This is a genomic window from Mycolicibacterium grossiae (assembly GCF_008329645.1).
GTDB lineage: Bacteria > Actinomycetota > Actinomycetes > Mycobacteriales > Mycobacteriaceae > Mycobacterium > Mycobacterium grossiae.
On the sequence record NZ_CP043474.1, the window covers coordinates 4,084,999 to 4,107,025 of the forward strand.

24 protein-coding genes and 2 pseudogenes are annotated in these 22,027 nt (G+C 71.6%); 12 read left to right on the plus strand and 14 right to left on the minus strand.

All coding sequences use genetic code 11. The features are described from left to right. Positions 1-3: 3 nt before the first annotated feature. Entirely contained in the window at positions 4-2,859 is a 2,856-nt protein-coding gene (locus FZ046_RS19635; protein ID WP_070355413.1) for an MMPL/RND family transporter, read from the minus strand. A 177-nt stretch (positions 2,860-3,036) separates the two neighbouring features. On the opposite strand from FZ046_RS19635, the gene FZ046_RS19640 reads away from it, so the two are divergent. Continuing rightward, entirely contained in the window at positions 3,037-3,225 is a 189-nt protein-coding gene (locus tag FZ046_RS19640) for a hypothetical protein (RefSeq protein WP_070355414.1), read from the plus strand. 7 nt (positions 3,226-3,232) lie between these two features. Here the strand turns inward: FZ046_RS19640 and FZ046_RS19645 are convergent, their stop codons facing one another. After that, on the minus strand, positions 3,233-3,874 hold the full coding sequence (locus FZ046_RS19645; protein WP_070355415.1) for a TetR/AcrR family transcriptional regulator: 642 nt from the start codon (positions 3,872-3,874) through the stop codon (positions 3,233-3,235). 151 nt (positions 3,875-4,025) lie between these two features. Here FZ046_RS19645 and FZ046_RS19650 point away from each other — a divergent pair, with 151 nt between their 5' ends. Then, positions 4,026-5,243, plus strand: coding sequence for a cytochrome P450 (locus FZ046_RS19650; protein ID WP_070355416.1), 1,218 nt, complete (start codon positions 4,026-4,028; stop codon positions 5,241-5,243). Beyond that, positions 5,228-5,842, plus strand: coding sequence for a TetR/AcrR family transcriptional regulator (locus FZ046_RS19655; protein WP_246182820.1), 615 nt, complete (start codon positions 5,228-5,230; stop codon positions 5,840-5,842). The genes FZ046_RS19650 and FZ046_RS19655 overlap by 16 nt, the downstream gene beginning before the upstream one ends. 4 nt (positions 5,843-5,846) lie before the next feature. On the opposite strand, the gene FZ046_RS19660 is transcribed toward FZ046_RS19655, so the two are convergent. After that, a complete protein-coding gene (locus FZ046_RS19660; protein WP_070355417.1) occupies positions 5,847-6,428 on the minus strand; it encodes a C40 family peptidase in 582 nt (193 codons plus the stop codon). Positions 6,429-6,834: 406 nt separating this feature from the next. Here FZ046_RS19660 and FZ046_RS19665 point away from each other — a divergent pair, with 406 nt between their 5' ends. Then, positions 6,835-7,293, plus strand: coding sequence for an SRPBCC family protein (locus FZ046_RS19665; RefSeq protein ID WP_070355442.1), 459 nt, complete (start codon positions 6,835-6,837; stop codon positions 7,291-7,293). A 96-nt stretch (positions 7,294-7,389) separates the two neighbouring features. Beyond that, entirely contained in the window at positions 7,390-7,956 is a 567-nt protein-coding gene (locus FZ046_RS19670) for a hypothetical protein (protein WP_070355418.1), read from the plus strand. On the opposite strand, the gene FZ046_RS19675 is transcribed toward FZ046_RS19670, so the two are convergent. From FZ046_RS19675 to FZ046_RS19685, 3 genes are all read right to left on the minus strand, one after another. Then, a complete protein-coding gene (locus FZ046_RS19675; RefSeq protein ID WP_070355419.1) occupies positions 7,908-9,575 on the minus strand; it encodes an acyl-CoA synthetase in 1,668 nt (555 codons plus the stop codon). The genes FZ046_RS19670 and FZ046_RS19675 overlap by 49 nt on opposite strands. A 52-nt stretch (positions 9,576-9,627) precedes the next feature. Next, entirely contained in the window at positions 9,628-10,050 is a 423-nt protein-coding gene (locus FZ046_RS27965; RefSeq protein ID WP_070355420.1) for a hypothetical protein, read from the minus strand. Positions 10,051-10,122: 72 nt separating this feature from the next. After that, entirely contained in the window at positions 10,123-10,482 is a 360-nt protein-coding gene (locus FZ046_RS19685) for an Rv0313 family protein (protein ID WP_070355421.1), read from the minus strand. Between the two features lie 126 nt (positions 10,483-10,608). Between FZ046_RS19685 and FZ046_RS19690 the strand changes: the two are divergent. The 3 genes and pseudogenes from FZ046_RS19690 (at position 10,609) to FZ046_RS19700 (ending at position 12,439) form a co-directional block, all read left to right on the plus strand. Further along, positions 10,609-11,399: pseudogene (locus tag FZ046_RS19690) on the plus strand (nuclear transport factor 2 family protein). Between the two features lie 58 nt (positions 11,400-11,457). Beyond that, positions 11,458-12,021: a hypothetical protein gene (locus tag FZ046_RS19695; RefSeq protein ID WP_070355422.1), complete on the plus strand. Its 564-nt coding sequence runs from the start codon at positions 11,458-11,460 to the stop codon at positions 12,019-12,021. A gap of 37 nt (positions 12,022-12,058) precedes the next feature. Then, positions 12,059-12,439 carry a DUF732 domain-containing protein gene (locus tag FZ046_RS19700; RefSeq protein WP_070355423.1) on the plus strand — a complete coding sequence of 127 codons (381 nt, stop codon included), beginning with the start codon at positions 12,059-12,061 and terminating at the stop codon, positions 12,437-12,439. Between the two features lie 3 nt (positions 12,440-12,442). On the opposite strand, the gene FZ046_RS19705 is transcribed toward FZ046_RS19700, so the two are convergent. Together FZ046_RS19705 and FZ046_RS19710 are read right to left on the minus strand one after the other, a co-directional pair. Next, the gene (locus tag FZ046_RS19705; RefSeq protein ID WP_070355424.1) at positions 12,443-13,240 is read right to left on the minus strand and encodes an SGNH/GDSL hydrolase family protein; all 798 of its coding nucleotides are present in this window, start codon (positions 13,238-13,240) and stop codon (positions 12,443-12,445) included. 43 nt (positions 13,241-13,283) lie between these two features. Beyond that, a complete protein-coding gene (locus FZ046_RS19710; protein ID WP_083298497.1) occupies positions 13,284-14,054 on the minus strand; it encodes a hypothetical protein in 771 nt (256 codons plus the stop codon). A gap of 90 nt (positions 14,055-14,144) precedes the next feature. Here FZ046_RS19710 and FZ046_RS19715 point away from each other — a divergent pair, with 90 nt between their 5' ends. Next, positions 14,145-14,612, plus strand: coding sequence for an NUDIX hydrolase (locus FZ046_RS19715; RefSeq protein WP_070355426.1), 468 nt, complete (start codon positions 14,145-14,147; stop codon positions 14,610-14,612). A 94-nt stretch (positions 14,613-14,706) separates the two neighbouring features. On the opposite strand, the pseudogene FZ046_RS19720 reads toward FZ046_RS19715, so the two are convergent. The 4 genes and pseudogenes from FZ046_RS19720 to FZ046_RS19735 form a co-directional block, all read right to left on the minus strand. Then, positions 14,707-15,099, minus strand: a pseudogene (locus tag FZ046_RS19720) (nuclear transport factor 2 family protein); the annotation flags it as partial. Positions 15,100-15,108: 9 nt separating this feature from the next. Next, on the minus strand, positions 15,109-16,212 hold the full coding sequence (locus FZ046_RS19725) for a PDR/VanB family oxidoreductase (RefSeq protein ID WP_070355427.1): 1,104 nt from the start codon (positions 16,210-16,212) through the stop codon (positions 15,109-15,111). Beyond that, positions 16,212-17,111, minus strand: coding sequence for a metal-dependent hydrolase (locus tag FZ046_RS19730; RefSeq protein WP_070355428.1), 900 nt, complete (start codon positions 17,109-17,111; stop codon positions 16,212-16,214). The genes FZ046_RS19725 and FZ046_RS19730 overlap by 1 nt, the downstream gene beginning before the upstream one ends. Before the next feature lie 70 nt (positions 17,112-17,181). Continuing rightward, entirely contained in the window at positions 17,182-17,598 is a 417-nt protein-coding gene (locus tag FZ046_RS19735; RefSeq protein WP_070355429.1) for a hypothetical protein, read from the minus strand. A 209-nt stretch (positions 17,599-17,807) separates the two neighbouring features. On the opposite strand from FZ046_RS19735, the gene FZ046_RS19740 reads away from it, so the two are divergent. Beyond that, positions 17,808-19,013 carry an MFS transporter gene (locus FZ046_RS19740; protein WP_070355430.1) on the plus strand — a complete coding sequence of 402 codons (1,206 nt, stop codon included), beginning with the start codon at positions 17,808-17,810 and terminating at the stop codon, positions 19,011-19,013. Here the strand turns inward: FZ046_RS19740 and FZ046_RS19745 are convergent. Both FZ046_RS19745 and FZ046_RS19750 read right to left on the minus strand, forming a co-directional pair. Beyond that, positions 18,982-19,308, minus strand: coding sequence for a DMT family transporter (locus tag FZ046_RS19745; RefSeq protein ID WP_070355431.1), 327 nt, complete (start codon positions 19,306-19,308; stop codon positions 18,982-18,984). The genes FZ046_RS19740 and FZ046_RS19745 overlap by 32 nt on opposite strands. After that, complete coding sequence (locus FZ046_RS19750) at positions 19,305-19,640, minus strand: DMT family transporter (protein WP_070355432.1); 336 nt, start codon at positions 19,638-19,640, stop codon at positions 19,305-19,307. The genes FZ046_RS19745 and FZ046_RS19750 overlap by 4 nt, the downstream gene beginning before the upstream one ends. Before the next feature lie 159 nt (positions 19,641-19,799). Here FZ046_RS19750 and FZ046_RS19755 point away from each other — a divergent pair, with 159 nt between their 5' ends. Both FZ046_RS19755 and FZ046_RS19760 read left to right on the plus strand, forming a co-directional pair. Further along, entirely contained in the window at positions 19,800-20,447 is a 648-nt protein-coding gene (locus tag FZ046_RS19755; RefSeq protein WP_176749639.1) for a vWA domain-containing protein, read from the plus strand. Next, the gene (locus FZ046_RS19760) at positions 20,444-22,009 is read left to right on the plus strand and encodes a carboxylesterase/lipase family protein (RefSeq protein ID WP_149484299.1); all 1,566 of its coding nucleotides are present in this window, start codon (positions 20,444-20,446) and stop codon (positions 22,007-22,009) included. The genes FZ046_RS19755 and FZ046_RS19760 overlap by 4 nt, the downstream gene beginning before the upstream one ends. Positions 22,010-22,027: the final 18 nt, after the last annotated feature.

Consider the following 22,027-nt stretch of genomic DNA (forward strand, 5'->3'; position numbering starts at 1 on the left):
CGGTCAGCGGTGCAGCAGCGACGCCGACCGCGGCCGTTCCCGCACCACCTGCGGCCACCAGAACCACCGGCCCATCAGGGCGGCGATCGCCGGGGTCATGAAGGCACGCACCACCAGCGTGTCGAACAGCAGGCCCAGCCCGATGGTCGTGCCGACCTGCGCCACCACCGTCATCTCGCTGACCATCATCGCCATCATGGTGAACGCGAACACCAGGCCCGCGGCCGTGACGACCGACCCGGTACCGCCCATCGCGCGGATGATGCCGGTCTTGATGCCGGCGTGCAGTTCCTCCTTGAGGCGCGCCACCAGCAGCAGGTTGTAGTCCGCGCCGACCGCCAGCAGGACGATCACCGCCATGGCCATGACCATGAAGTGCAACGGGATGCCGAGCACGTGCTGCCACACCAGCACCGACAGGCCGAACGACGCGCCCAGTGACAGCACGACGGTGCCGACGATCACCGAGGCGGCGACCAGGCTGCGCGTGATGATCAGCATGATGATGAAGATCAGCGAGAGCGCCGCGATGCCGGCGATGATCATGTCGTAGGTGTTGCCGTCGCGCATGTCCTTGAACGCCGACGCGGTGCCGCCGACGTAGACCTTCGCGCCCTCCAGCGGCGTGCCCTTGATCGCCTCGGTGGCCGCCGTCTTGATGGCCGGAATGCGGTCGATGCCGTCGGCGGACAGCGGGTCACCCTCGTGGGAGATGATGAACCGCACCGACTTTCCGTCGGGCGAGATGAAGCTCTCCATGCCGCGCTTGAAGTCCTCGTTGTCGAAGATCTCCGGCGGCAGGTAGAAGGTGTCGTCGTTCCAGGAGTCGTTGAACGCGTCGCTCATCGCGCTCTGGTTCTCCGACGCGGCGGCCATCTGATCCTGCAGACCGCCCTGGGTGGCCTGCATCGTCAGCATCATCTCGCGCTGCCGCTCCAGCGTCTCGATCTGCTGGGGCATGAGCGCCTGCAGCTGCGGCAGCAACTCGGCCAACTGCTCGATGTGCGGCACGATCTCGGCGAACGAGTCGGTGGTGGTGTTGACGCCGTCGAGGGTGTCGAACACCGACCGGATCGCCCAGCACCCCGGGATGTCGTAACAGTGCGGTTCCCAGTAGAAGTAGTTGCGGATCGGCCGGAAGAAGTCGTCGAAGTTCGAGATGTAGTCGCGCAGTTCGGAGACGTCGACGAGCATCTGCTTGGTCTTGACCACCATCTCCTGGGTGACGGCGTTCATCTGACCCATCAGCGACACCATCGTGCGCAGGGTGCCGATGGTGTTCTGGAGCTGGTCGGCCTGCACCAGCATGTCGGCCATGCGGTCCTGGTTGTACTTGCGGTTCAGGTCCTGGCTGACGCCGGACAGGCCCATCTGCGCCGGGATGGTGCTGAACTCGACCGGCTTGCCGTCGGGCCGCGTGATCGCCTGGACGCTGCCGACGCCCTGCACGCGGAACACCGCCTTGGCGATCTTGTCGATCACCAGGAAGTCCGCCGAATCGCGCAAATCGTGGTCGGTCTCGACGAGCAGGAGCTCGGGGTTCATGCGGGCCGGGTCGAAGTGCCGTTCGGCAGCGGCGAAACCCTGGTTGGCCGGTAGGTCCGTCGGCAGGTACTTGCGGTCGTTGTAGTTCGGCTCGTAGCCCGGCAGGGTGAGCAGGCCGATCAGGGAGAGCGCGATGGTCGCCAGCAGCACGGGGCCCGGCCACCGCACGATGACGGCGCCGATCTTGCGCCAGCCGCGGATGCGCATCGCCCGCTTGGGTTCCAGCCACCCCCAGCGCGTGACGACCGTGATGAGCGCCGGCCCGAGGGTCAGCGCCACCAGCACTGCGACCGTCATGCCGACGGCCAGCGGGATGCCGAGGGACTGGAAGTACGGCAACCGGGTGAAGGACAGGCAGAACGTGGCACCGGCGATGGTGAGGCCGGAGCCCAGCACCACGTGCGCCGTGCCGGCGAACATCGTGTAGTACGCCTGCTCCTTGCCCTCGCCCAGACTGCGAGCCTCCTGATAACGACCGACCAGGAAGATCGCGTAGTCCGTGGTGGCCGCGATCGCCAGCGTCACCAGCAGCTGGGTCGCGAACGTCGACAGACCGATCAGTTCGAAGTGGCCCAGGAACGCCACCACGCCGCGCGAGGCCGCCAGCCCCAGCACCACGACGACGAGCGTGAGCACCACCGTGCGCAACGACCGGTACACCAGCAGCAGCATGGTGATGATGACGCCGAACGTCGCGAGTTCGATGGCCCGCACGCTGCGGTCGCCGGCGATCTGCTGGTCGGCGGCCAGCGCGGAACCACCCGTCACGTACACCGCGACGCCCGGCGGCGGCTGCATCCCCTTGACGAGGTCCTGCACCGCCTGCACGGACTCGTTGGCCAGCGCCTCGCCCTGATTGCCGGCGAGGTACACCTGCACGTAGGCCGACTTCAGGTCGTCGCTCTGCGCGCCGGCCTCGGTGAGTGGGTCACCCCAGAAGTCCTGCACGTGCTCGACGTGCTGCGCGTCGGCCTCCAGTCGGTCGACCATGTCGTTGTAGAAGCGGTGCGCGTCGTCGCCGAGCGGGCGATCGCCCTCCAGCACGATCATCGCCGAGCTGTCGGAGGTGAACTCGTCGAACACCGTGCCGACGCGCTTCATCGCGATCACCGACGGCGCGTCCGCCGGACTCATCGACACCGAGCGCTCCTGGCCCACGACCTCCAGCTGCGGGACCGTCATGTTGAGGACGGCGATCAGCGCGATCCAGCCGAGGATGATGGGCACGGCGAGCCGCCGGATCCACCTCGCGATGCCGCTGTGGTGCGGGGCGCGATCGGGGCGGGCGGCCGGCTCGGTCGTCGGCGCACTCATCGGAACGGGGGAACTCCTCGGGCGGCGTTAGGTCAGGCTTACTCGGCGTCGTCAGTAAAGCAGACGAGACGACGTCCTCGGTCCGTCCGCTGAGCACTTTCACAGATTCGTCAACCCCCGGGCACCCGGCGATCGTCCGGCCGTCGCGCGGGCGCCGACTCCCGCTAGGGTCGCGACATGCGCTTCGCCCTGATCTGCCTTGGTGTCTTCGTCGCGCTGTGCGGCCTGCTGTTCACGCTGCAGGGAATCGGCGTGGTCGGCGGCAGTCCGATGAGCAACACCACGACGTGGTCGGTGCTCGGGCCGATCATCGCGCTCGTCGGCGTGGGCGTGGCCGTCGTCGCGGCGCGCAGCCGTCGCCGCTGACGGCCACTCAGCGGTCGACGTCGAGTTCGGCGGCGAAGCGGGCGACGCGGCTCAGCGCACCCTCGAGCCGGTCGAGGACCACATGGGGTGCCACGTCGTCCCCGGTGCCGGCCAGGTCCTGGCACGCCCGCACGATGGTGGTGGAGAACAGCGCGATGCCGAGGTCGAGTTCCTGGTCGTCGGGTGACACGCCCATCTTCCGGGCGAGTGCTTCGAGCGCGGCCGGACTGCGGTAATCGATCGCGGCCTGTCGCAGATGTTCCGAGGAGTTCACGATGCGCAGGATCAGCGCGATGCGGTTGGCGTTGAGTCCCGCCAGCGGGCCGTCCGACACGCGGGTGAGGACGGCGACGTGCGCGGCGCGCAGCGCTTCCATCGGACCCTCCTCGTCGGGCCGCGCTTCGAGTTCGGCGACGATCTCGCCGACGAGGTCGTCGAGGACGGCGAGGAACACCGCGTCCTTGGTGGCGAAGTACCGGCTGAACGTCCGGGTGGAGATCTCGGCGGCCGCGGCGATCTGCTCGACGGTGGTGTTCTCGTAGCCCTGCCGTAGGCACAGCTCCACCGCTGCGTCGACGAGCAGGCGCCGCGTGTTCTGCTTCTTCCGCTCGCGCAGGCCGGGTCGGGGCTCGGCCGAGGGGTCGGGCACGCCGCCGATGCTACGACGCGTCGCGCCCGCGCGGTCGGAGTTCCCCGACCCGGCGGTGCGCGTGTCGGGAGGCCGACCGTCGCGAGGCCCTTCCCATGCGCACCGTGCCGTGCTTTCATGAATCTGAATTCAGATTCATGAAGGGCGGGCGATGGCACACGACCGGGACGAGGTCTCACCGGCCGTCCTGCAGCCGTTCTGGTCGGCCGGCGTCGACGACCGTCTGCGCGCCTTCGCCGCGATGCGTGCGCGCAGCGGCGGGGTGGCACATCACCGCGACGAACGCGGGACCGGTTGCTGGTCGGTCACCTCGCACGCCGCCGTCGCCGAGGTCAGCCGCGACCCCGCCACCTACACCAGCACCGCCGGCTTCTCGCTCGACGACTTCCCCCGCGACGTCCTCGACGTCATGGCGTCGATCATCGCGATGGACGATCCCCGGCACGGCAGGCAACGCCGCCTGGTGCAGAGCGCCTTCTCGCCGCGCGCCATCAGGCGCCTGACGGCATCGGTCGAATCGCTCACCGACGCGATCGTGGACGAATTGCGCGACGCGCAGGACTTCGACTTCGTGTCGGCGGTCGGTGGACGTCTTCCGCTCCAGGTGATCTGTGACCTGCTCGACGTCCCCGCCGGCGACCGACCACGACTTCGCGCGTGGATCAACGGCATCCTCGGCGTCGACGACCCCGAATTCGGCGGCCCGGAGCAGAGTCTCGCGAGTCTTCTCGCCCTCTACGAGTACGCGATCGACCTCGGCAAGCAACGCCTCGCGGCGCCCGGCGACGACATCACCTCGGTGCTCGTGCACGCCGAGATCGACGGACATCGCCTGACCCCAGACGAATTCGCGTCCTTCGTCATCCTGCTGGTGTCCGCGGGCAACGACACCACCCGCACCGCGCTCACCTGGGGCATGAAACTGCTCAGCGATCATCCCGATCAGAAACGCCTGCTCGCCGAGGATTTCGACGCACGCGAGGCGAATGCCATCGACGAGATCCTGCGCTGGTGCTCACCGGCACTGCACATGCGGCGCACCGCCACCGTGGACACGGTGCTGGGCGGTCAACCGATCGCCAAGGGGGACAAGGTGGTCCTGTGGTACTTGGCGGCCAATCACGACGACGCGGTCTTCGCCGACCCCGACGCCTTCGACGTGTTGCGCCCGAATGCCCGCGACCACATCGCCTTCGGCGCCGGCGGTCCGCACTTCTGCCTGGGGTCCCATCTCGCGCGCATGGAGATGCGGGTGGTTCTGCGCAAACTCCTGTCCGCGTTCCCGGACATGCACACGACGGCCGAGCCGGACCTGCTCGTCTCCCCGTTCGTGCACACCATCAAGGCGCTGCCGTGCGCGACCGGGTGACGACGTCGCGTCGGCAGAGCACCGAGACGGCCCTGCAGGACGCCGCGCGGCAGGTCTTCGCCGAGAAGGGCTACCTGAACACCACCATCACCGACATCACCCGTCGCGCAGGCAGATCCGCAGGATCGTTCTACAACTACTACGACACCAAGCAGCAGTTGCTCACCGCGCTGCTGGCCGCGTTCCCGCGACGGATCGTCGACCGGGCGCTCGACGACCTCGGCACCGACTGGCGCGCCACCGTGGAAGCCGCCGTCCGGGCCTACGTCCGCACGTTCCGGGACTACCTACCGGAGATGATCGGCGCCTTTCAACTCGCCATGACCGACGCCGAGGCGGCGCTGTGGTGGCGATCGATGCGCAAGCAGGGCATCGACGCCGTGCTGGCACTCGTCGATTCCGTGGAGGCCGATGGCGTCACCGTGGACCTCGATCACGGCACCTTCGCGTCGGCGATCGTCTCGATGCTGGAGTCCTACTGCTGGACCTGGCTCGCGGCCGGGGGAGACGACGGTCCGACGGAGTACGACGAGGAGACCGCCGTGCGCACGATCGCCACCATGTGGCAGCGCGCCATGGTGGGCCCGTCAGGACCGTAGCCGGTCAGACGCCGGCCGGAGGCGGCGTTGGTTCCGGTGCGGGCACCAGCTCGGCGCCGGGCGCGGGGATCGCCTCCGGCGGCGCGGACGGCAGGGTGACGTCGCCCGGGGGCGGCGGCAACTCTTCACCCGGCGGTGGTGGCGGCGGCGCGAAGGGATCGGCGGGCGGAGGCGGGGCATCCGGCGGTGGCACGTCGGCACCGCTGACCGCCTCGACCGGCAGGTACATGTGATGGGTGAACTGCGGCTGGAAGGCGCCACCGCCACCGACCTTGACGCCGCCGCCCTCGCCGCTGGAGACCGGGGTTCCGTCGGGCAGCGTCACCGCGGTGTGTCGACCGTTCCACCCGATCACCAACGCGCCGGGCTCGGAGCCGGGCTTGAATCCGCGCGCCAGCAGGGCCGATTCCTGGTTGCCGGTGTTGAACCGGTCGCCGTAAATCGGACGCCCGGTGGCGGCGTTGGCCACCCAGGAGGCCAGGCCCGAGCAGTCCGTACCGGCGGGCGAGTCACCGCCCGTGACGTAGGGCGTGCCGGACACCTGATTGACGAGCGTCATCAGCGTTGCGGTCGCGATACCAATCATGCGGCCGGACACTAGCAACGTCGTTTGCCGGGCTCCAAGAAACGTGTCGCCCATCACCATTCGCCCGTCGCCGGTGCGTGCTTCACAAAAGCCGCTGTGCGCGAGGCACTTTCGACGACGCGGAAACGGCTCGTCCGGCAGTCGGCCGGCATCGCCGTGTACGGCGGCGTTCTTCGTGGAAACCCCTGGTGACAACGCGTTTCGACGGACGGGTCGATGACGAGGCGCGCGGCGGTCGGCGGACCTTCGTGGCTGCCGGTTCCGTTGCTCGATCCGCACCGCTGCGTCGAGTCCGCGGCGCGCGGTGAATCGGTTCAGTCGCGCTGCCGCTCGGCGGAACGTGCGTCGCCCGCGGACCGTCCGCACTACATTCGCGTCCGTGGCACACCGCACGGTCGCCGGCCCGATCGCCCGCCTCGTTCTGGCGAGGAGCGAGCACGTCCTGGTCGAGTGCGTGCCCGCCCCGCCGGCGCTGGTGCGCGCGTTCTACTCCGACCTCGACGCGCTGCGTGCCGTGCACCCGCTGATCGAGTCCGTCCACCTGCTCCGGCAGCGCCAGGGAGCGGCCGGAGTCGAGCGGACCCACCGCGTCCGGGACCGCATCCCGTTCGGTCCGGTGACCCTGCCGGTCGTCTACACCGCCCGGGTGACCGTGCCCGCGGCGGGTGACCTGGTGACCGCGGCACGCCAGTTCCCCGGGATCCGCCTCGACGGCGTCGTGTCGTTCGAGGCGGCCGACGGGGGCACCCGCCTCACCGAGCGGCTCGGCGTCACGGCCCCGCGTCCGCTCGCCGGGGTCACCGAGCGCCGGGCGATCGCGGCCCACGCCGCGATGCTCGCCGGCATCCGCGCACACTTCGGCTGAGGACCGGACGTTACAGTTTCGCCCGCAAGTGTCACGATCTTGCTATGGTCGGACGGGGCCGTCATGGCCCGCCCCACGACCATTCGAGGAGATGCGGTGACCACGACGCACGATGCGCGCACCGCCCGATCGGGCGGACACGCCAGCCGACTGGGCAAGTACGACCTTCGGGTCACGGCCCGCGACGCCGTCGACGTCGTCGCCTCCGCCGGGGGATGGCTCGTCGACCGCGCCATGGCCGGCTGGTCGGTGACGGTGGCGCTGCCCGCGCTCTGCGATCCGTCCCCGCTGCGCATCCTCGGCGTGACCGCACCCGTGGCCGAGGACGACGACGCCACGGCGCCCCTGCGGTCGGAGTCGCTGGCCGCCTCTGCCGACGCCCTGGCCGTCGACGAGGACCTACGCCGCAGCCTCCTGCACGCCGCCGCCCGGCACGCCGCCGAAGTGACGCTGTGGGGCGACGCGTCCGTCGCGCCCGACGGCTTCCTGCCGGTGCGCCACGTGTTGAGCGGGGCGGCACGGGCGTTCAAGGCGCGCGCCCTGCTCGCGGCCGGCCTCGACGTGCCCGTCGGACGCGCGGAGACCTTCTGGACCTCGACGGGCGCGCTCGGCGATCACTCCGACCTGACGCCGGAGGTCGCCACCTCCTTGGCCCAGCGGTAGTCGGCCTTCCCCGCCGGGGACCGGACGATCTTCTCCGCGCGGATGAAGGCCTTCGGGATCTTGTAGCGGGCGATGGCCCTGGTGCAGGCCTCGACGAGGTCCTCGTCGCTGGCGTCGGCGCCCTCGGCGAACTGCACGACGGCCACCACCTCACTGCCCCAGCGCTCCGACGGCCTGCCGACCACCACGACGTCGTACACCGCCGGGTGACCGGCCACCGCGCGTTCGACCTCCTCGACGAAGATCTTCTCGCCGCCGGAGTTGATGGTCACCGAGTCGCGGCCCAGCAGTTCGATCCGGCCGTCGTCGAGGACGTTGGCGCGGTCGCCGGGCACCGACCAGCGCACGCCGTCGATGGTGGGGAAGGTGCGCGCCGTCTTGGCGGCGTCGCCGAGGTAGCCGAGGGGGATGAGGTCGCGCCGCGCGAGCCAGCCGCGGCCCTCCCCGGCGCCCAGGACGCGGTCGAGGTCGGCGGAGATGACGGCGGTGTCCGACTGTGGGGTGAACACCGCAGGCGTCGACTCCGCGCCGGCGGTGTTGACGGTGCTCATCTGTGCGCCCGACTCGGAGGCGCCGACCGCGTCCATCACCATGACGTGCGGCAGTGCGGCGAGGATCCGGGCGCGGACCGTCGGTGACATCGGCGCGCCGCCGTTGGTGAACATCAGCAGCCCGGACAGGTCGTAGTCACCGGCCTCGATCTCGTCGATCAGTGGCCGCGCGATGGCGTCGCCGACCACCGGGATGGACAGCACGCGCTCGCGCTCGGCGAGCCGCAGGACGTCGGCGGGTCGGAGCCGCTCGACGTCGTCGGGCAGCACCACGCGGCCGCCCATCGTGACCATGTTGAAGGTCGCCCACTGCGCGGCACCGTGCATGAGCGGCGGGATCATGAGGATCGACATGGCGCCCGCGGACGCCTCCGCCTTGGCGCGCAGTTCGTCGTAGGACCGCAGCGGTTGGTCGCTGCCCCACGGGCGGCCGCCCATCGACGACAGGAAGATGTCGTGCTGGCGCCACAGCACGCCCTTCGGCATGCCGGTGGTGCCGCCGGTGTAGAGGACGTAGAGGTCGTCTCCCGACGAGGCCGGCAGTCCGGCCGCCGGTGCCGGGGTGTCCAGGATGGTCTCGAAGTCGACGGCGCCCGGCAGCAGGTCGTGGCCCGAGGCGTCGGCCACCTGGATGAGCACCTCGAGGTGCGGCAGCCGGTCGCGGATCGCCGCCACCCGCGGCGCGAACTCTGCGGGATAGACGAGCGCGCGGGCCTTCGAGTCGGTGAGCAGGTAGCGGAGTTCCTCCTCGACGTAGCGGTAGCTGACGTTGAACGGTGCGACGCGGGCCCGGAAGCTGCCGATCATCGCCTCGAGGTACTCGTTGCCGTTGCGCAGGTAGATGCCGAGGTGGTCCTGACCGGACTCGTGGCCCGCGAGCCCGTCACGCTCGGTGTGACAGCCCAGGCCGACCGAGGCGAGGTAGTTGGCGAAGCCGGTGACCCGGCGGTCGGCCTCGGCGTAGGTGAGCCGGCGTCCCCGCCACACCAGGAAGTCGTGCTCCGGAAGGGCCTGCGCCACCGTCCCGAAGACGTCGGAGAGGGCGAAGGTCACGGCATCAGCGGTCACGATGGAAGACCATACACAGCGAAGCTGAGCGTATGGTCGTTCTTCTCACCGGTCAGCCGGGGAAGAACCCCGCGCCGGTCAACGTGCCCGGCTGCCAGCCCTGCGCGCCGAGACACACCATCGGCCGGCCGTCGGGCGCCTGCGCGGCCGACTTCGGGCCGGGACAGGGTGCGCCGATGGGCTGCTCGCCGTACAGCGGGTAGGACGACACCCAGAAGCCGGTGTACACCGGCGGCCACTGGTTGGGGATGTAGTGGCAGACCAGCGGTTCGCCGCCCGGGCCGCGGCCGTAGGTGAACAGCTGGTAGTTGTCGCACGGGGCCGAGAGCGACGCGTCGTAGTTCATGCCCGGCACGTCACTGGGGTAGCGCCCGGACTGATCGGCGTAATCGTTGCTCGGGTCGGCGGCGGCGCTCGGCGCCAGCGCCACTGCGGCCGCCACCGCGGCCGCGGCGACGGTCAACTCGCGAAACATGTCCGATGCCCTCCTCGACGTCGTGTCGCAGCGTATCGGGTCGGCTCTGCCGTCGAGCGGTTTCCGGTCCGGTCAGTCGTTCGGGTCGAGCACGCTGACCGCGATGCCGTACGGCAGGAAGCGCACCCGCCGGGCCGGGTCGGTGTTGTTCTTGTTGGCGCGCAACGCATCCAGCTCGCTGGGATAGACCTCCTCGATGCGCGCACCGCCGTCTGGGCCCACGGTGTAGATCGCCCACACGCCGTCGCCCGCGGCGCCGGTGGTCTCGGGCTCGGCCGCGGGTCGCGATCGCCGGGTCACGTCGTCGAGCAGCGACGCCCAACCCGCACCCCGGCTGAACCGGTCGAGCGCGTCGCGCAGCCCCTCACCGGCTTCCCGGATCGCCCGGTCGAAGTCCTCCGGGTCGATGCCGAACGGTCCGTTCTGGCTCATCGCGGCCCTCCTACGCTCGTCCGGCGCCTCGACGCCGGCCGTCCAGCCACCGTGGACGTGATTCCCAGTGTGCGCGCGTCCGGCGCGTCCCGCCACGACCCGCCGCGCACGAGCCACGATGGGGGCGTGGCACTTCGTGCGGACCTGCTCGCCGCCGCCGAACGGTCGCCTGCCGCCGCGGCCGCGCACGACCGCGCCGCCTGGGTGGGCCTCTTCGCCGAGACCGGCGTCGTCGAGGATCCGGTCGGGTCCCGGCCGCACCGCGGCCACGACGAGATCGCCCGCTTCTACGACACCTTCATCGGCCCGCGCGACATCGTCTTCCATCGCGACCACGACGTCGTGGTCGGCGAGGCGGTGATCCGCGACCTCACCCTCGAGGTCCGGATGGCGGCGTCGTCGACGATGCTGATCCCCGCCTACCTGCGCTACGACGTCACGGCCGCGGGCGACCGGCTGGTCATCGCCCGGCTGCGCGCCTACTGGGAACTGCCCGCCATGGTGGGCCGGTTCGCCAGGACCGGTCTCGCGGCGGTGCCCGCCGGGCTCACCCTGGCGCGCAACCTGCTCGCCAACCAGGAGTCGGCGGCGCGGCCGGCTTCGCCGCGGGCGCGCTCGGTACCGGGGTCCGTGGCCGACGGGCCGTGACCGACCTCCTCGACGACCTGTGCGCCGGCGACGAGGTCGCGGTGCGGCGCCGGCTCGCCGCCGGAGCCACCGCGACCCTGGGCGACGATCACCGCATCCCCGTCTCCGACCTCGTCGCCCGGCTGCGCGGCGGTCACTGGCAGCAGCCGATCGCGGCGGGCCCCACGGTCGCGGCGAGGGTGACGACGCCCGACGGCCGCGGCGTGGTGTTCGCGGAGCCGGCACCGGACCGACGGGGCGTCGCGCGCCTACGGCTGTTCGCGGGCTAGGGCCGAATCCCGCGGGTCGGATTGACTGGCGGCCCGGACGTGAGAACGTAACAGGACCATGCCAGACCACCAGTACGTCACCTACGAGGAATTCGGCCGCAAGTTCTTCGAGGTGGCCGTCACCGAAGAGCGGGTCGGCGACGCGATCGCCGCCATCGCCGGCGACGAGTTCACCATCGGTCCGATCGCGCAGGGCCCCGGCAAGATCGCGAAGGTGTCGGCGCGGGTGAAGGTGCAGAGCCCGCACGTCACCCGTCAGGTGGGGGAGCTGATCACGTTCCGGATCCGCATCCCGCTGGAAATCGACATGGTGGTCGATCTGCGCATCGACAAGCCGCGCTTCATGGTCTTCGGCGAGATCGCGCTGCGCGCCGAGGCGGTGGCCGCCGAACCGCTGCTGCTGATCCTCGACGTGCACAAGCCGCGGGCGACCGACATCGCGATCCACGTGACGTCCAAGACGCTGCGCGCCGAGGTGGTGCGCATCGTCGGCGGCGTCGACGCCGAGATCAAGCGCTTCATCGCCGCGCACGTCGCCGGTGAGATCGACAGCCCCGAGTCCAACGAAGCCAAGGTCATCGACGTCGCCCGTCAGCTCGACGAGACCTGGACCGGCATCTGAGTTGGGCCGCAGGCGCGTCGGCCGTAGGCTGCTCGACGTGCACCTTCTCTCCCTGGCGACGCGCGGCGCCCTGCTGACCGCCGGCGTCGCGACCGCGGCGCTGCTCGCAGCCGGCCCCGCTGCCGCCGACCCCACCGGTGACGCGTTCCTCGACGCGGTGAACCAGGCGGGCGTCGGGCTGCCCGGCGCCGCGAACCCCGGCGACGCGGTCGCGCTCGGTCAGTCCGTGTGCCCGATGCTCGCCGAGCCCGGCCAGACCACGGCCGACGCCGCGGCGAAGGTCGCCGACGCCGCCGGCATGTCCCTCGGCCCGGCCACCATGTTCACCGGCATGGCCATCTCCGCGTTCTGCCCCGGCGTCGTCGCCAAGCTCGGCGCCGGCGAATCGCCGCTTCCGTTCGGGCTCTTCGGGTTCTGACCGCTAGCGGGCGTCCGCGAGCACGGCGAGGTCGCCGACCTCGATCAGGTCCGGCCGCTTCGCGCCCCGTCCGTTCCCGCTGGAGCGGCCGCGCACGTGCCGCCACACCCACGGCATCAGCAGGTTGCGCGCCCACAGCGCCTGGGAGTACATCCGTGACCGGAAGCCCGGCATGACGATTCCCGGCCGGGCCATCGCCCAGTCGTGGCTGCTACCCGGTAGGTCGAGGGCCTCCGCGGCGGCCTCCGCGAACAGCGCGTGACCAGCCGGCGAGCCGTGCACGCGGTCGTCGCTCCACACCTGCGGATCGCTCATCGACGGTGCCACGTACAGGTCGACCAGCCGGAACCCGTGCCGCGTCGCCGCCGACCGGATGACGTCGTTGATCTGGACGACGCGCCGGGCGATGAACCGCCCCACCGGCAGGATCCGGGCCAGGTCGGGAAACGTCGTCGTGACCACCGTGGCGCCGGTCTCGGCCAGCCGGTCGTGCAGGTGGTCCAGGTCGACGAGCGCGCGGTCGAAGGAGCGGCCCGGCCGGGTCACGTCGTTCATCCCGATGCACGTCGTGATGAGGTCGGGCGCCATGGCCAGTGCGACGGGAAGCTGCTCGTCGAGCACGTCGGCGATCCGGCGGCCCCGCACCGCGAGGTTCGCGTACCGCAGACCCGGGTGCAGTTCGTCGAGCCGCACCGCCAACCGGTCGGCGAAGCCGTACACACCGGTCGCATCGGTGCCGTCCCACAGCCCCTCGGTCTGACTGTCGCCGAGCGCGACGTACCGCCTGAACGCCTCAACCACGGCACGGATCCTAGCGGCGTCGGCTGAATTCGCCCGTCGCGCGTCAGCGGGCCGGCGCTGCGGGCGGCCAGACGACCGCCAGCGGGCGGGAGCCGACCGCGCCGAGCTGGGTGACCAGCCCCTCGAGCGCCGCCCGGGGCAGGTCGATGCGCCACTGCGGGAGGACGCCGGTCAGCCGCAGCACGCCGGGTGCGAACTCGACGTGGGTGAGTTCGGCCCCGCCGGGCAGTTCGGGCACCCGCAGCCGGTAGGCGGGCAGCAGCCCGGGAAGCCGCCAGCGGCGGCGCCGCACCACCGCCCTCGGGGTGATCCACACCGTCGACCCGTCCAGCCGCGCGTCGACCTCGAGGTGCCCGCTGCCGCTGCGGCCGTTGAGGCTCAGCCGGGCGACGGCGTCGTCGCCGACGACCCCGCTCAGCCGGGGCGCGGCGATGCCGAACAGGTGGTTCAGGGCCGGCGCAGCCAGGTCGACGGTCACCTCGACCGGCGCGGCGACCACCACGGGCGGGCGCAGGTGGACGTCGTGCAGCACCGCGGACGCACGGTGCACGTGGTGCCCGCGCCAGCGCACGTCACGGGCGACCAGCAGGATGCCGCCCAGACGCCCGCCGGTCACGCTGCGCCTGTCGAGCCGGGCCACCAGGTGCTCGACGGTGAGCACGACGTCGCCGTCGGCGGTGTGCAGGGTCAGCCGGCGACCGATCAGCAGCCGGCGCAGGCTGACGAACAGGCTGAGATAGGCCGCTGAGACGCCGGTGCCGGCCAGCAGATCGAGCGAGCGCAACGGATCCCACCGCAGCCCCGGACGCGTCACCCCTTCAGCATCCGGCATCGTGGGGAGCGCGCCAACCCGTGCAGGTCAGCCGCGGACACGGACGGCGGCGATCCCCGGGAGGACACCGGCATGCCGAAACAGAGCGCCGGGCTGCTGCTGTACCGCGTGACCGACGACGGCGTCGAGGTCCTCCTCGGCCATCCCGGCGGTCCCTTCTGGGCGCGCAAGGACGACGGCGCGTGGTCGATCCCCAAGGGCGAGTATCCGCCCGAGGAGGATCCGTGGACGGCGGCCCGCCGCGAGTTCCGCGAGGAGATCGGCTTCGACGCCCCCGACGGCCCCCGCCACGAGCTGCCGCCGGTGCGGCAGTCCGGCGGCAAGGTGGTCACCGCGTTCGCCGTGCGCGGCGACCTCGACGTCACCGCTCAGGTCAGCAACACCTTCGAGCTGGAGTGGCCGAAGGGGTCCGGCCGGATCAGGGAGTTCCCCGAAGTCGACCGGGTCGCGTGGCTCGCCGTCGAAGAGGCTCGGTCGAAGATGCTGAAGAGTCAACTGCCGCTGCTGGATGCGCTGCTGGCACAGCTCGCAGCCGGCTGACCGGGCGCCGTTCGATCGCGTTGATCGTCACGGCCCTGCCGTGGATCCGCCAGCCCTGCGGGGTCCGCAGGTACTCGTCGTCGTAGCGCAGGTGCCACACGACGTCGTCTATGGGGGCGCCGATGGGGACGTCGACGGGGGCGCCGACCGGGCCGTCGGCCGCCGCGTCGCGGCGCGTCCAGTGGTGCGCCACGCACGTCACCCGCCCGAGCGCGTAGCCGGGATCCGGTGCGGCGACGTACACCTCCCCGACGAGGGCGTGTTCGGTGCGGTGCACGCCCGCCAGGGCGTCCAGCGCCTCGCGCACCCCGGACCTGCCGTGGACGACCCGTACCGGCTCGAGCGCGCGCGGCGGGTGTGGCAGGTGCAGTTCGGCGCCGTCGGTGAACAACTGGGCGACGTCGTCGAACCGGCGGTCGTCGACCGCGGCGGCGTACAGGTGCACCAGGTCGGCGAGCGCCAGGCGGTCGGCGACCCCGAGCGTCATCGCGATCCCCTAGAGGTCCAGCACCAGGGCGTCGTCCCCGTCGGCGCGCGAGGTGCACACCAGCATCAGGCCGGCTGCGCGTTCGGGGTCGGTGAGCAGCGTGTCCCGGTGCTCGACGGCACCGGAGAGCACCCGCGTGCGGCACGTGCCGCAGAAGCCCTGCTGACAGGAGTAGGGGACGCGGACGCCGGCGCGCACCAGTGCCGTCAGCGCCGTCTCGTCGGCGCCGACGCCGACGGTGTGACCGCTCGAGGCGACCCTGACGTCGAACGCCCGGCCGTCCACGACCGGCGGCGCCGCGAACCGCTCGAAGTGCAGCTCGACGTCGTCGCGGCCGACGAGCGCGGTGCGCACCGCCGTGAGCATCGGGGCCGGTCCGCAGGCGTACACCGTGGTGCCGTCCGGGCAGTCGCCGAGCAGGTCCGCGGCCGTCGGCAGACCGTGCGCGTCGTCGGTGCGGATCTGGATCCGATCGCCGAACCGGGCGAGTTCGTCGAGGAACGGCAAGGCGTCCGCGCTGCGGCCGGCGTAGATCATCGACCAGTCCACCCCGAGCCGTTGCGCGGCCGCCAGCATGGGCAGGATCGGCGTGATGCCGATGCCGCCGGCGATGAAGCGGAACCGGTGGGCGGGCGAGCCGTAGCCGGGAATGGTCAGCGGGAAGGCGTTGCGGGGACCGCTGGTCAGCACGCGCGCGCCGACGGCCACGTCGTCGTGCACCTCGACCGATCCGCCACCGCCACCGGGGATCCGGCGCACGGCGATGCGGTAGGAGTGCGCATCGTCCGGGTCGCCGCACAGCGAGTACTGCCGCAGCCGGCCGCTCGGCAGGTGCACGTCGATGTGCGATCCCGGATGCCAGCGCGGCAGCGGGCCGCCGTCGGCGGCTTCGAGGCGTAGCGCGATCACGTCCTGGTCGTGGGCGACGACGGTGCGCTCGGCCACCGTCAGCGCAATCGTCCGGTCCACCTCGCGCGGCGGTGCCACCTTGCGGATGGCGCCGGACAGCGCGAACAATCCGGTCACCGCGGCGTCGGCCAGTCCCACCGACCACGCCCTGCCGCTGCCGCCGGGCGCGGCGGGCAGCTCGCGCAGCCGCGAGACGAGCCGCATCAGAGGTGCGCGGCCCGCGCCGCCGGACTGCTCGCGAGGTAGGCCACCGCCTGGGCCGTGGATCCCATCTCGTCCGGCGTGAAGCCGGGCTTGAAGTACGTGAAGGTGTTGCCGCCGAACAACTTTCGGAACTTCGGCAGCAGCCCGAGCTTCGAGTCGCGCATCCGCAGGCGCTGCATGCGCCACCAGCCGAGGTCCAGCGACGGATCGTTGGCGACCAGGTACCGCGTGCCGCGCTGGAAGAAGAAGAACATCATGCCGATCGCGAGCGTCATGGCGCGGATCCGGTCGACGTAGCTGTCGTGGAAGTACGTCGCGACGTCGTGGGCGACCATCCGGTGCTCGACCTCCTCGCTGCCGTGCCAGCGGAACAGGTCGACGAGCGTGGGGTCGGCACCGTGGTCGTCCCAGGTGCAGTTCAGCGAGAAGTCGCCCAGCACGGCGGTGTAGTGCTCGATGGCCGCGATCAGCCACAGCCGGTCGCACAGGTCGTTCATCCGGCGCGCGGGATCGGGCGAGTCGGTCGGGGCGAGCATCTTCTCGAAGACGTAGTCGACGAGGTCGAGCAGCGGTGCGACGTCGACCCCACCGGCGACCATGTAGTCGTGCAGCACCTTGTCGTGGGTGTCGGCGTGCGTCGCCTCCTGGCCGATGAAGCCACGGATGTCCTCGGCGAGCTTCGGGTCGCGGACGAAGGGCAACGCCTCGTCGTAGGTGCGGACGAACCAGCGCTCGGCGGCGGGCAGCACGACGTTGAGCAGGCTGACCATGTGCGAGGCGACCGGGTGGTCGGGAATCCAGGCCAAGGGCGTGTCGACGATGTCGAAGTGCACCTTGCGGGCCTGGATCTGCACCGGACCGGGATCGATCTCGGTGCGGAACCGCTGCGGACGCAACATGACGAACCCCCTCGGGTGACGTGACAGGGGCAGTCTAGGCGGTTAGGTGGGAACGCCGGTAGCGGATAGCTCAGCCGACGGGCACGGGCACGCCGACCTGATTGCCGTACGTTCCCTGGCCGGCGCCGGGAGCCGGGGCGCCCTTGACGGCGCCGCCGCCACCCGCACCACCCGCGGCCGGAGCGTTCGAGGTGGCGTTCAGCACGGCCTTCTCGGTGCAGTCCACGTTGAGGTACATGCGGCCGCCGCCGGTCACCTTCTGCTGGTTCACGATGCACTCGGCCTGCGGGTAGTCGCTGCCGACCGCGCCGCCGAAGTACGCCTTGACGCCCTGGCTCTTCAGGATCGCCATCGCCCGGGCGTAGGGCTCGCCGACGACGTTCAGCGACGAGGCACTCGCGGGTTCGGCGGCCGCGACGGCCGGGCTGAGCAGAGCGACCGTGGCGGCGGCGATGGCGCCGGCGCCGAGTACGGCGAGATTCTTCACGTGACCTCCGAGTGTCGCGGTGCGCTGCGAACATATCGCAGACGAGTCCCACGAGGAACTTCGGTCACTCGTCCGCAGTCGTTACCCGATGGTGCATCACCCCGGCTCGCCGCGCAGCGCGGCCGCACCGATCGCGGCCCCGCGGACACCCGCGTGCGCGGCGCGGACGGGCCCGCGGCGCGTCGGCCGCCGACCGATAGGGTCGCCGCATGACCGGCGTCGAGGTGGACCAGCTCGACGCCCGGACCACCCGACGCTCCCGGGTCGCCGCGGCCGCGCTGTTCCTCACCAACGGGGCGTTGTTCGCGAACCTCGCGCCACGGCTTCCGGAGATCAAGACCGACCTCGCGCTGTCGAACACGGCCTACGGCATCGTCGTCGCGGCGTTCCCCGCCGGCGCGCTGGCCGCGGGGCTGGCCGCCGGGGCGCTGATCCGCCGGTTCACCTCGGCACGCGCCGCGGTGCTGGGGACCCTCGGCATCGCGTCGATGATCGTGGTCGCCGCAGCGGCGCCGGCGCCGGTCCTGGTGGCCGTCGCACTGTTCCTCGGCGGCGCGTGCGATGCCGTCACCGACGTCGCGCAGAACACCCAGGGCTTGCGCGTGCAGCGCCGCTACGGCCGGTCGATCATCAACTCGCTGCACGCGATCTGGTCGGTCGGCGCTGTGATCGGCAGCGCGATGGCGGCCGGCGCGATCGCGACGGGCATCCCGCGTCAGGTGCACCTGGCGGTGACCGCCGTGGTGTTCACCACCGTCGCCGCCGTGGCGTTCCGGTTCCTGCTGCGCGGGCGCGACGTCACCGCCGACGAGGAAGCCGACGCGGCAGCCGTCGGCGGTGGACGCAGCCCACGGATCTACGTGGCCGTCGCGCTGCTGGTGCTCATCGCCGTGGCGGGCGCGCTGGTCGAGGATGCGGGCAGCTCGTGGGCCACCCTCTACCTCGGCGGCGACCTCGGCGCGGCGGGCGCGATCGCGGTGCTCGGCTACATCGCGCTGCTGGCGTTCCAGTTCCTCGGCCGACTCGTGGGCGATCGCCTGGTCGACCGGTTCGGCGAACGCGCCGTGGTGCGCACCGGAGGGTTCGTCACCGCGGCCGGGATGGGACTCGCGCTGGCGTTCCCCAGCGTGCCCGGCACCATCGCGGGCTTCGCCGCCGCGGGCATCGGCATCGCGACGGCCATCCCCGCCGCCATGCACGCCGCGGATCGTCTCCCGGGGTTGCGGCCGGGCGCCGGGCTCACCGCGGTCGCGTGGCTGATGCGGGTGGGTTTCGTGGCCGCCCCGCCGGTCGTCGGCGCGGTGGCCGACGCGACGAGCCTGCGCGTCGGGCTGCTGGTGGTGCCACTGGCCGGTCTCGTGGTGTTCGCGTCGGCCGGGGTGCTCAGTCGACGGCACCCGCCAGCTCGATCGTGAGCACGCCGGCCATGATGAACCCGATGCCGACGAGCATCTTCACCGTCAGCGGGTCGCCGAACAACCGGCGCGCCAGCACGGCGACCAGTGCGACGCCGCACGCGGTCCACACGCCGTAGGCGACGCCGACCGGGACGCCCAGCGACAGCGTCAGCCACAGCAGATAGAAGGACAGCACGTAACCGCCGACCACGGGGGCGATCCAGAGCTTCTTGCGGAACCCGTCCGAGGCGCGCAACGCGAGCGTGGCGAACACCTCGATCGCGATGGCGGCGAGCAGCACCAGCCACTTCACGCGCCCGGCTCCTCGGCGTGCGAGCCCAGCTCGACGAACAGGACACCGACGATGATCAGCCCGATGCCGACCACGATCGGCCAGGTCAGCGGGTCGGCGAACACCGCGGCCGCGAGCACCGCGGTCGCCGCCGTTCCGGCGGCGCCCCAGATGCCGTAGGCGACGCCGACCGGGATGCCGGCGCGCAGCACGAGGGTGAGGAACACGAACGACGCGAGGTAGCCGGCGACGACGAGCACCAGCCACGCGCCGTGGTCCTGCGAGGCCCGCAGCGCCAGCGTCGCGGTCACCTCACTGCTGATCGCCGCGGCGAGCAGCGCCCATCTGCGCACCGCACCAACGTAGTCGCCGCCGGCTCCGCGCCCACGCGTCCCGGCGCGCACCCGGCCGGCTCGGGCCGTCTGCGCAGCTCAGGTAGCCCGTCGGACCCCCCGGGTACCGTGGTCGCAGCGGACGGGTGGGGGTCCCGTCCACGGACACGAGGAGACTCGATGACGAATCCGAATCGCACGCTGATCGCGGTCCTGCTGGACCGGTCCGGGTCGATGCAGGCGGTGAAGGCCGACGCCGAGGGCGGGTTCGCGGCCTTCGTCGAGGGCCAGCGCGACGGTGCGGGCGAGGCGGTGGTGACGCTCGCTCGGTTCGACACCGAGTACGAGGTGGTCTACGCCAACCGGCCGCTGGCCGACGTGCCGCCGCTCGACCTGCAGCCACGCGGCGGGACGGCGCTCTACGACGCGGTGGGCCGGCTGGTCACCGACGTGGGCACCGAGCTGGCCGCCATGCCCGAGGACGAGCGTCCCGGGGTGGTCGTGGTGGTCATCCTCACCGACGGGCACGAGAACTCCAGCACGGAGTGGACGCACGACGCGATCCGGGCGCTGATCCAGCAGCAGGAGACGACCTACTCCTGGGAGTTCCTGTTCCTCGGCGCCAACATGGACGCCGTGCAGATCGGCACCGCGCTGGGCGTCCAGGCGGACCGGTCGCTCACGTGGGAGGCATCCGGCGACGGTGTGGCCGCCGCGATGGAGCTGACCAGCGACTACGTCGCCCGGCGGCGAGCCGCACCGATGGGTGCGCCGGTGGTGGGTTTCACCGAGCACGACCGCGCGGCGGCCCGGGGAGGGCGCCCGTGACGGCCGAATCCGGTACCGCCGTCCTGGTCGAACATCCCGTCGTCGACACCCGCTACGGCCCGGTCCGCGGCGTCGACGACGGCACGGTCAAGGTGTGGCGCGGCGTGCGCTACGCCGCGCCGCCGTCGGGGGAGTTGCGCTGGCGCGCCCCGCGACCGCCGCAGCCGTGGACCGAGCCCGCCGACGCCACCCGCGTCGGGCCGGTGTGTCCGCAACCGGTCGACCCGCGGATCCCGCTCGACCTCGGTGCGCCGCAGGGCGATGACTGCCTGACGCTCAACGTGTGGGCGTCGTCGGGCACCGCACCGGGGGCCGGCAAGCCCGTCCTGGTGTGGGTGCACGGCGGCGCCTACATCCTGGGCTCGGCGGCGCAGCCGCTGTACCGGGGCCGGGCGCTCGCCGGTGACGGGGACGCGGTGATCGTCACCGTCAACTACCGGCTCGGGGCCCTGGGCTTCCTCGACCTGTCGTCGTTCAGTACGGCGCGCACCACGTTCGAGTCGAACACGGGCCTGCGCGACGTCATCTTCGCGCTGGAGTGGGTGCGCGACAACATCGCCGCCTTCGGCGGAGACCCGGACCGGGTGACGCTATTCGGCGAGTCGGCGGGCGGCGGCATCGTCACGACACTGCTGGCCAGCCCCGCTGCCGCGGGGCTGTTCCACCGGGCCATCGCGCAGAGTTCACCGGTGACGTCGATCTACGACGCCGACCGCGCACGCGTGGTCGCCGAACGCTTCCTCGGGGCGCTCGGCACCGGCCCGGACTTCGACCGTCTGCCCGCCGCACCGACGCACGCACTGCTGGCCGCCGCGAAGCGCGTGTTCGACGAGGTGCCCGTCGCCGCGCCGGGGACGCTGGGCTTCGCACCGATCGTGGACGGCGACGTGGTGCCGGACTATCCGGTGCAGGCGGCGCGGGCGGGACGGACGCACGCCGTGCCGTTGATCATCGGCACCAACAAGCACGAGGCCGCCCTCTTCCGCTACATGAAGTCGCCGCTCCTACCGATCACGCCGGAGGCCCTCAAGGCGATGTTCACCCAGATCGCGGCCGAGCAACCGGATCTCCAGATACCGACCGACGAGCTGCTGGGGTCCACGTATCCCGGCCGCGGCAAGGTCCCGGGACTGGGCGTCGCCCGCGACATCGGGTTCCGCATGCCGTCACTGTGGTTCGCCGGCGGGCACGGCCAGGTGGCGCCGGTGTACGTGTACCGCTTCGATTGGGCCACCCCGCTGTTGCGCCTCATCCGGTTGGGCGCCGCGCACGCCACCGAACTGCCCTACGTCTGGGGCAATCTGGTGATGGGCCCGAAGGATCCGACGTTCAAGCTCGGCGGGTTGAAGGCCGGGACCGCGCTGTCGCGGCGGATGCGCACCCGCTGGCTGAACTTCGCCGCCGACGCCGAACCGACGGGTCCCGACGGCGAACCGGTGTGGCGGCCGTACACCGACGACGACCGCGCGACGCTGCTCTTCGACCGGCGCGACACCGTGGCCGACGATCCCGACCGGGAGATGCGGGCGGCCTGGGGTGACGAGGTTCTGAGCTTCCGGTGACGGGTGGTTGGCTAAGCT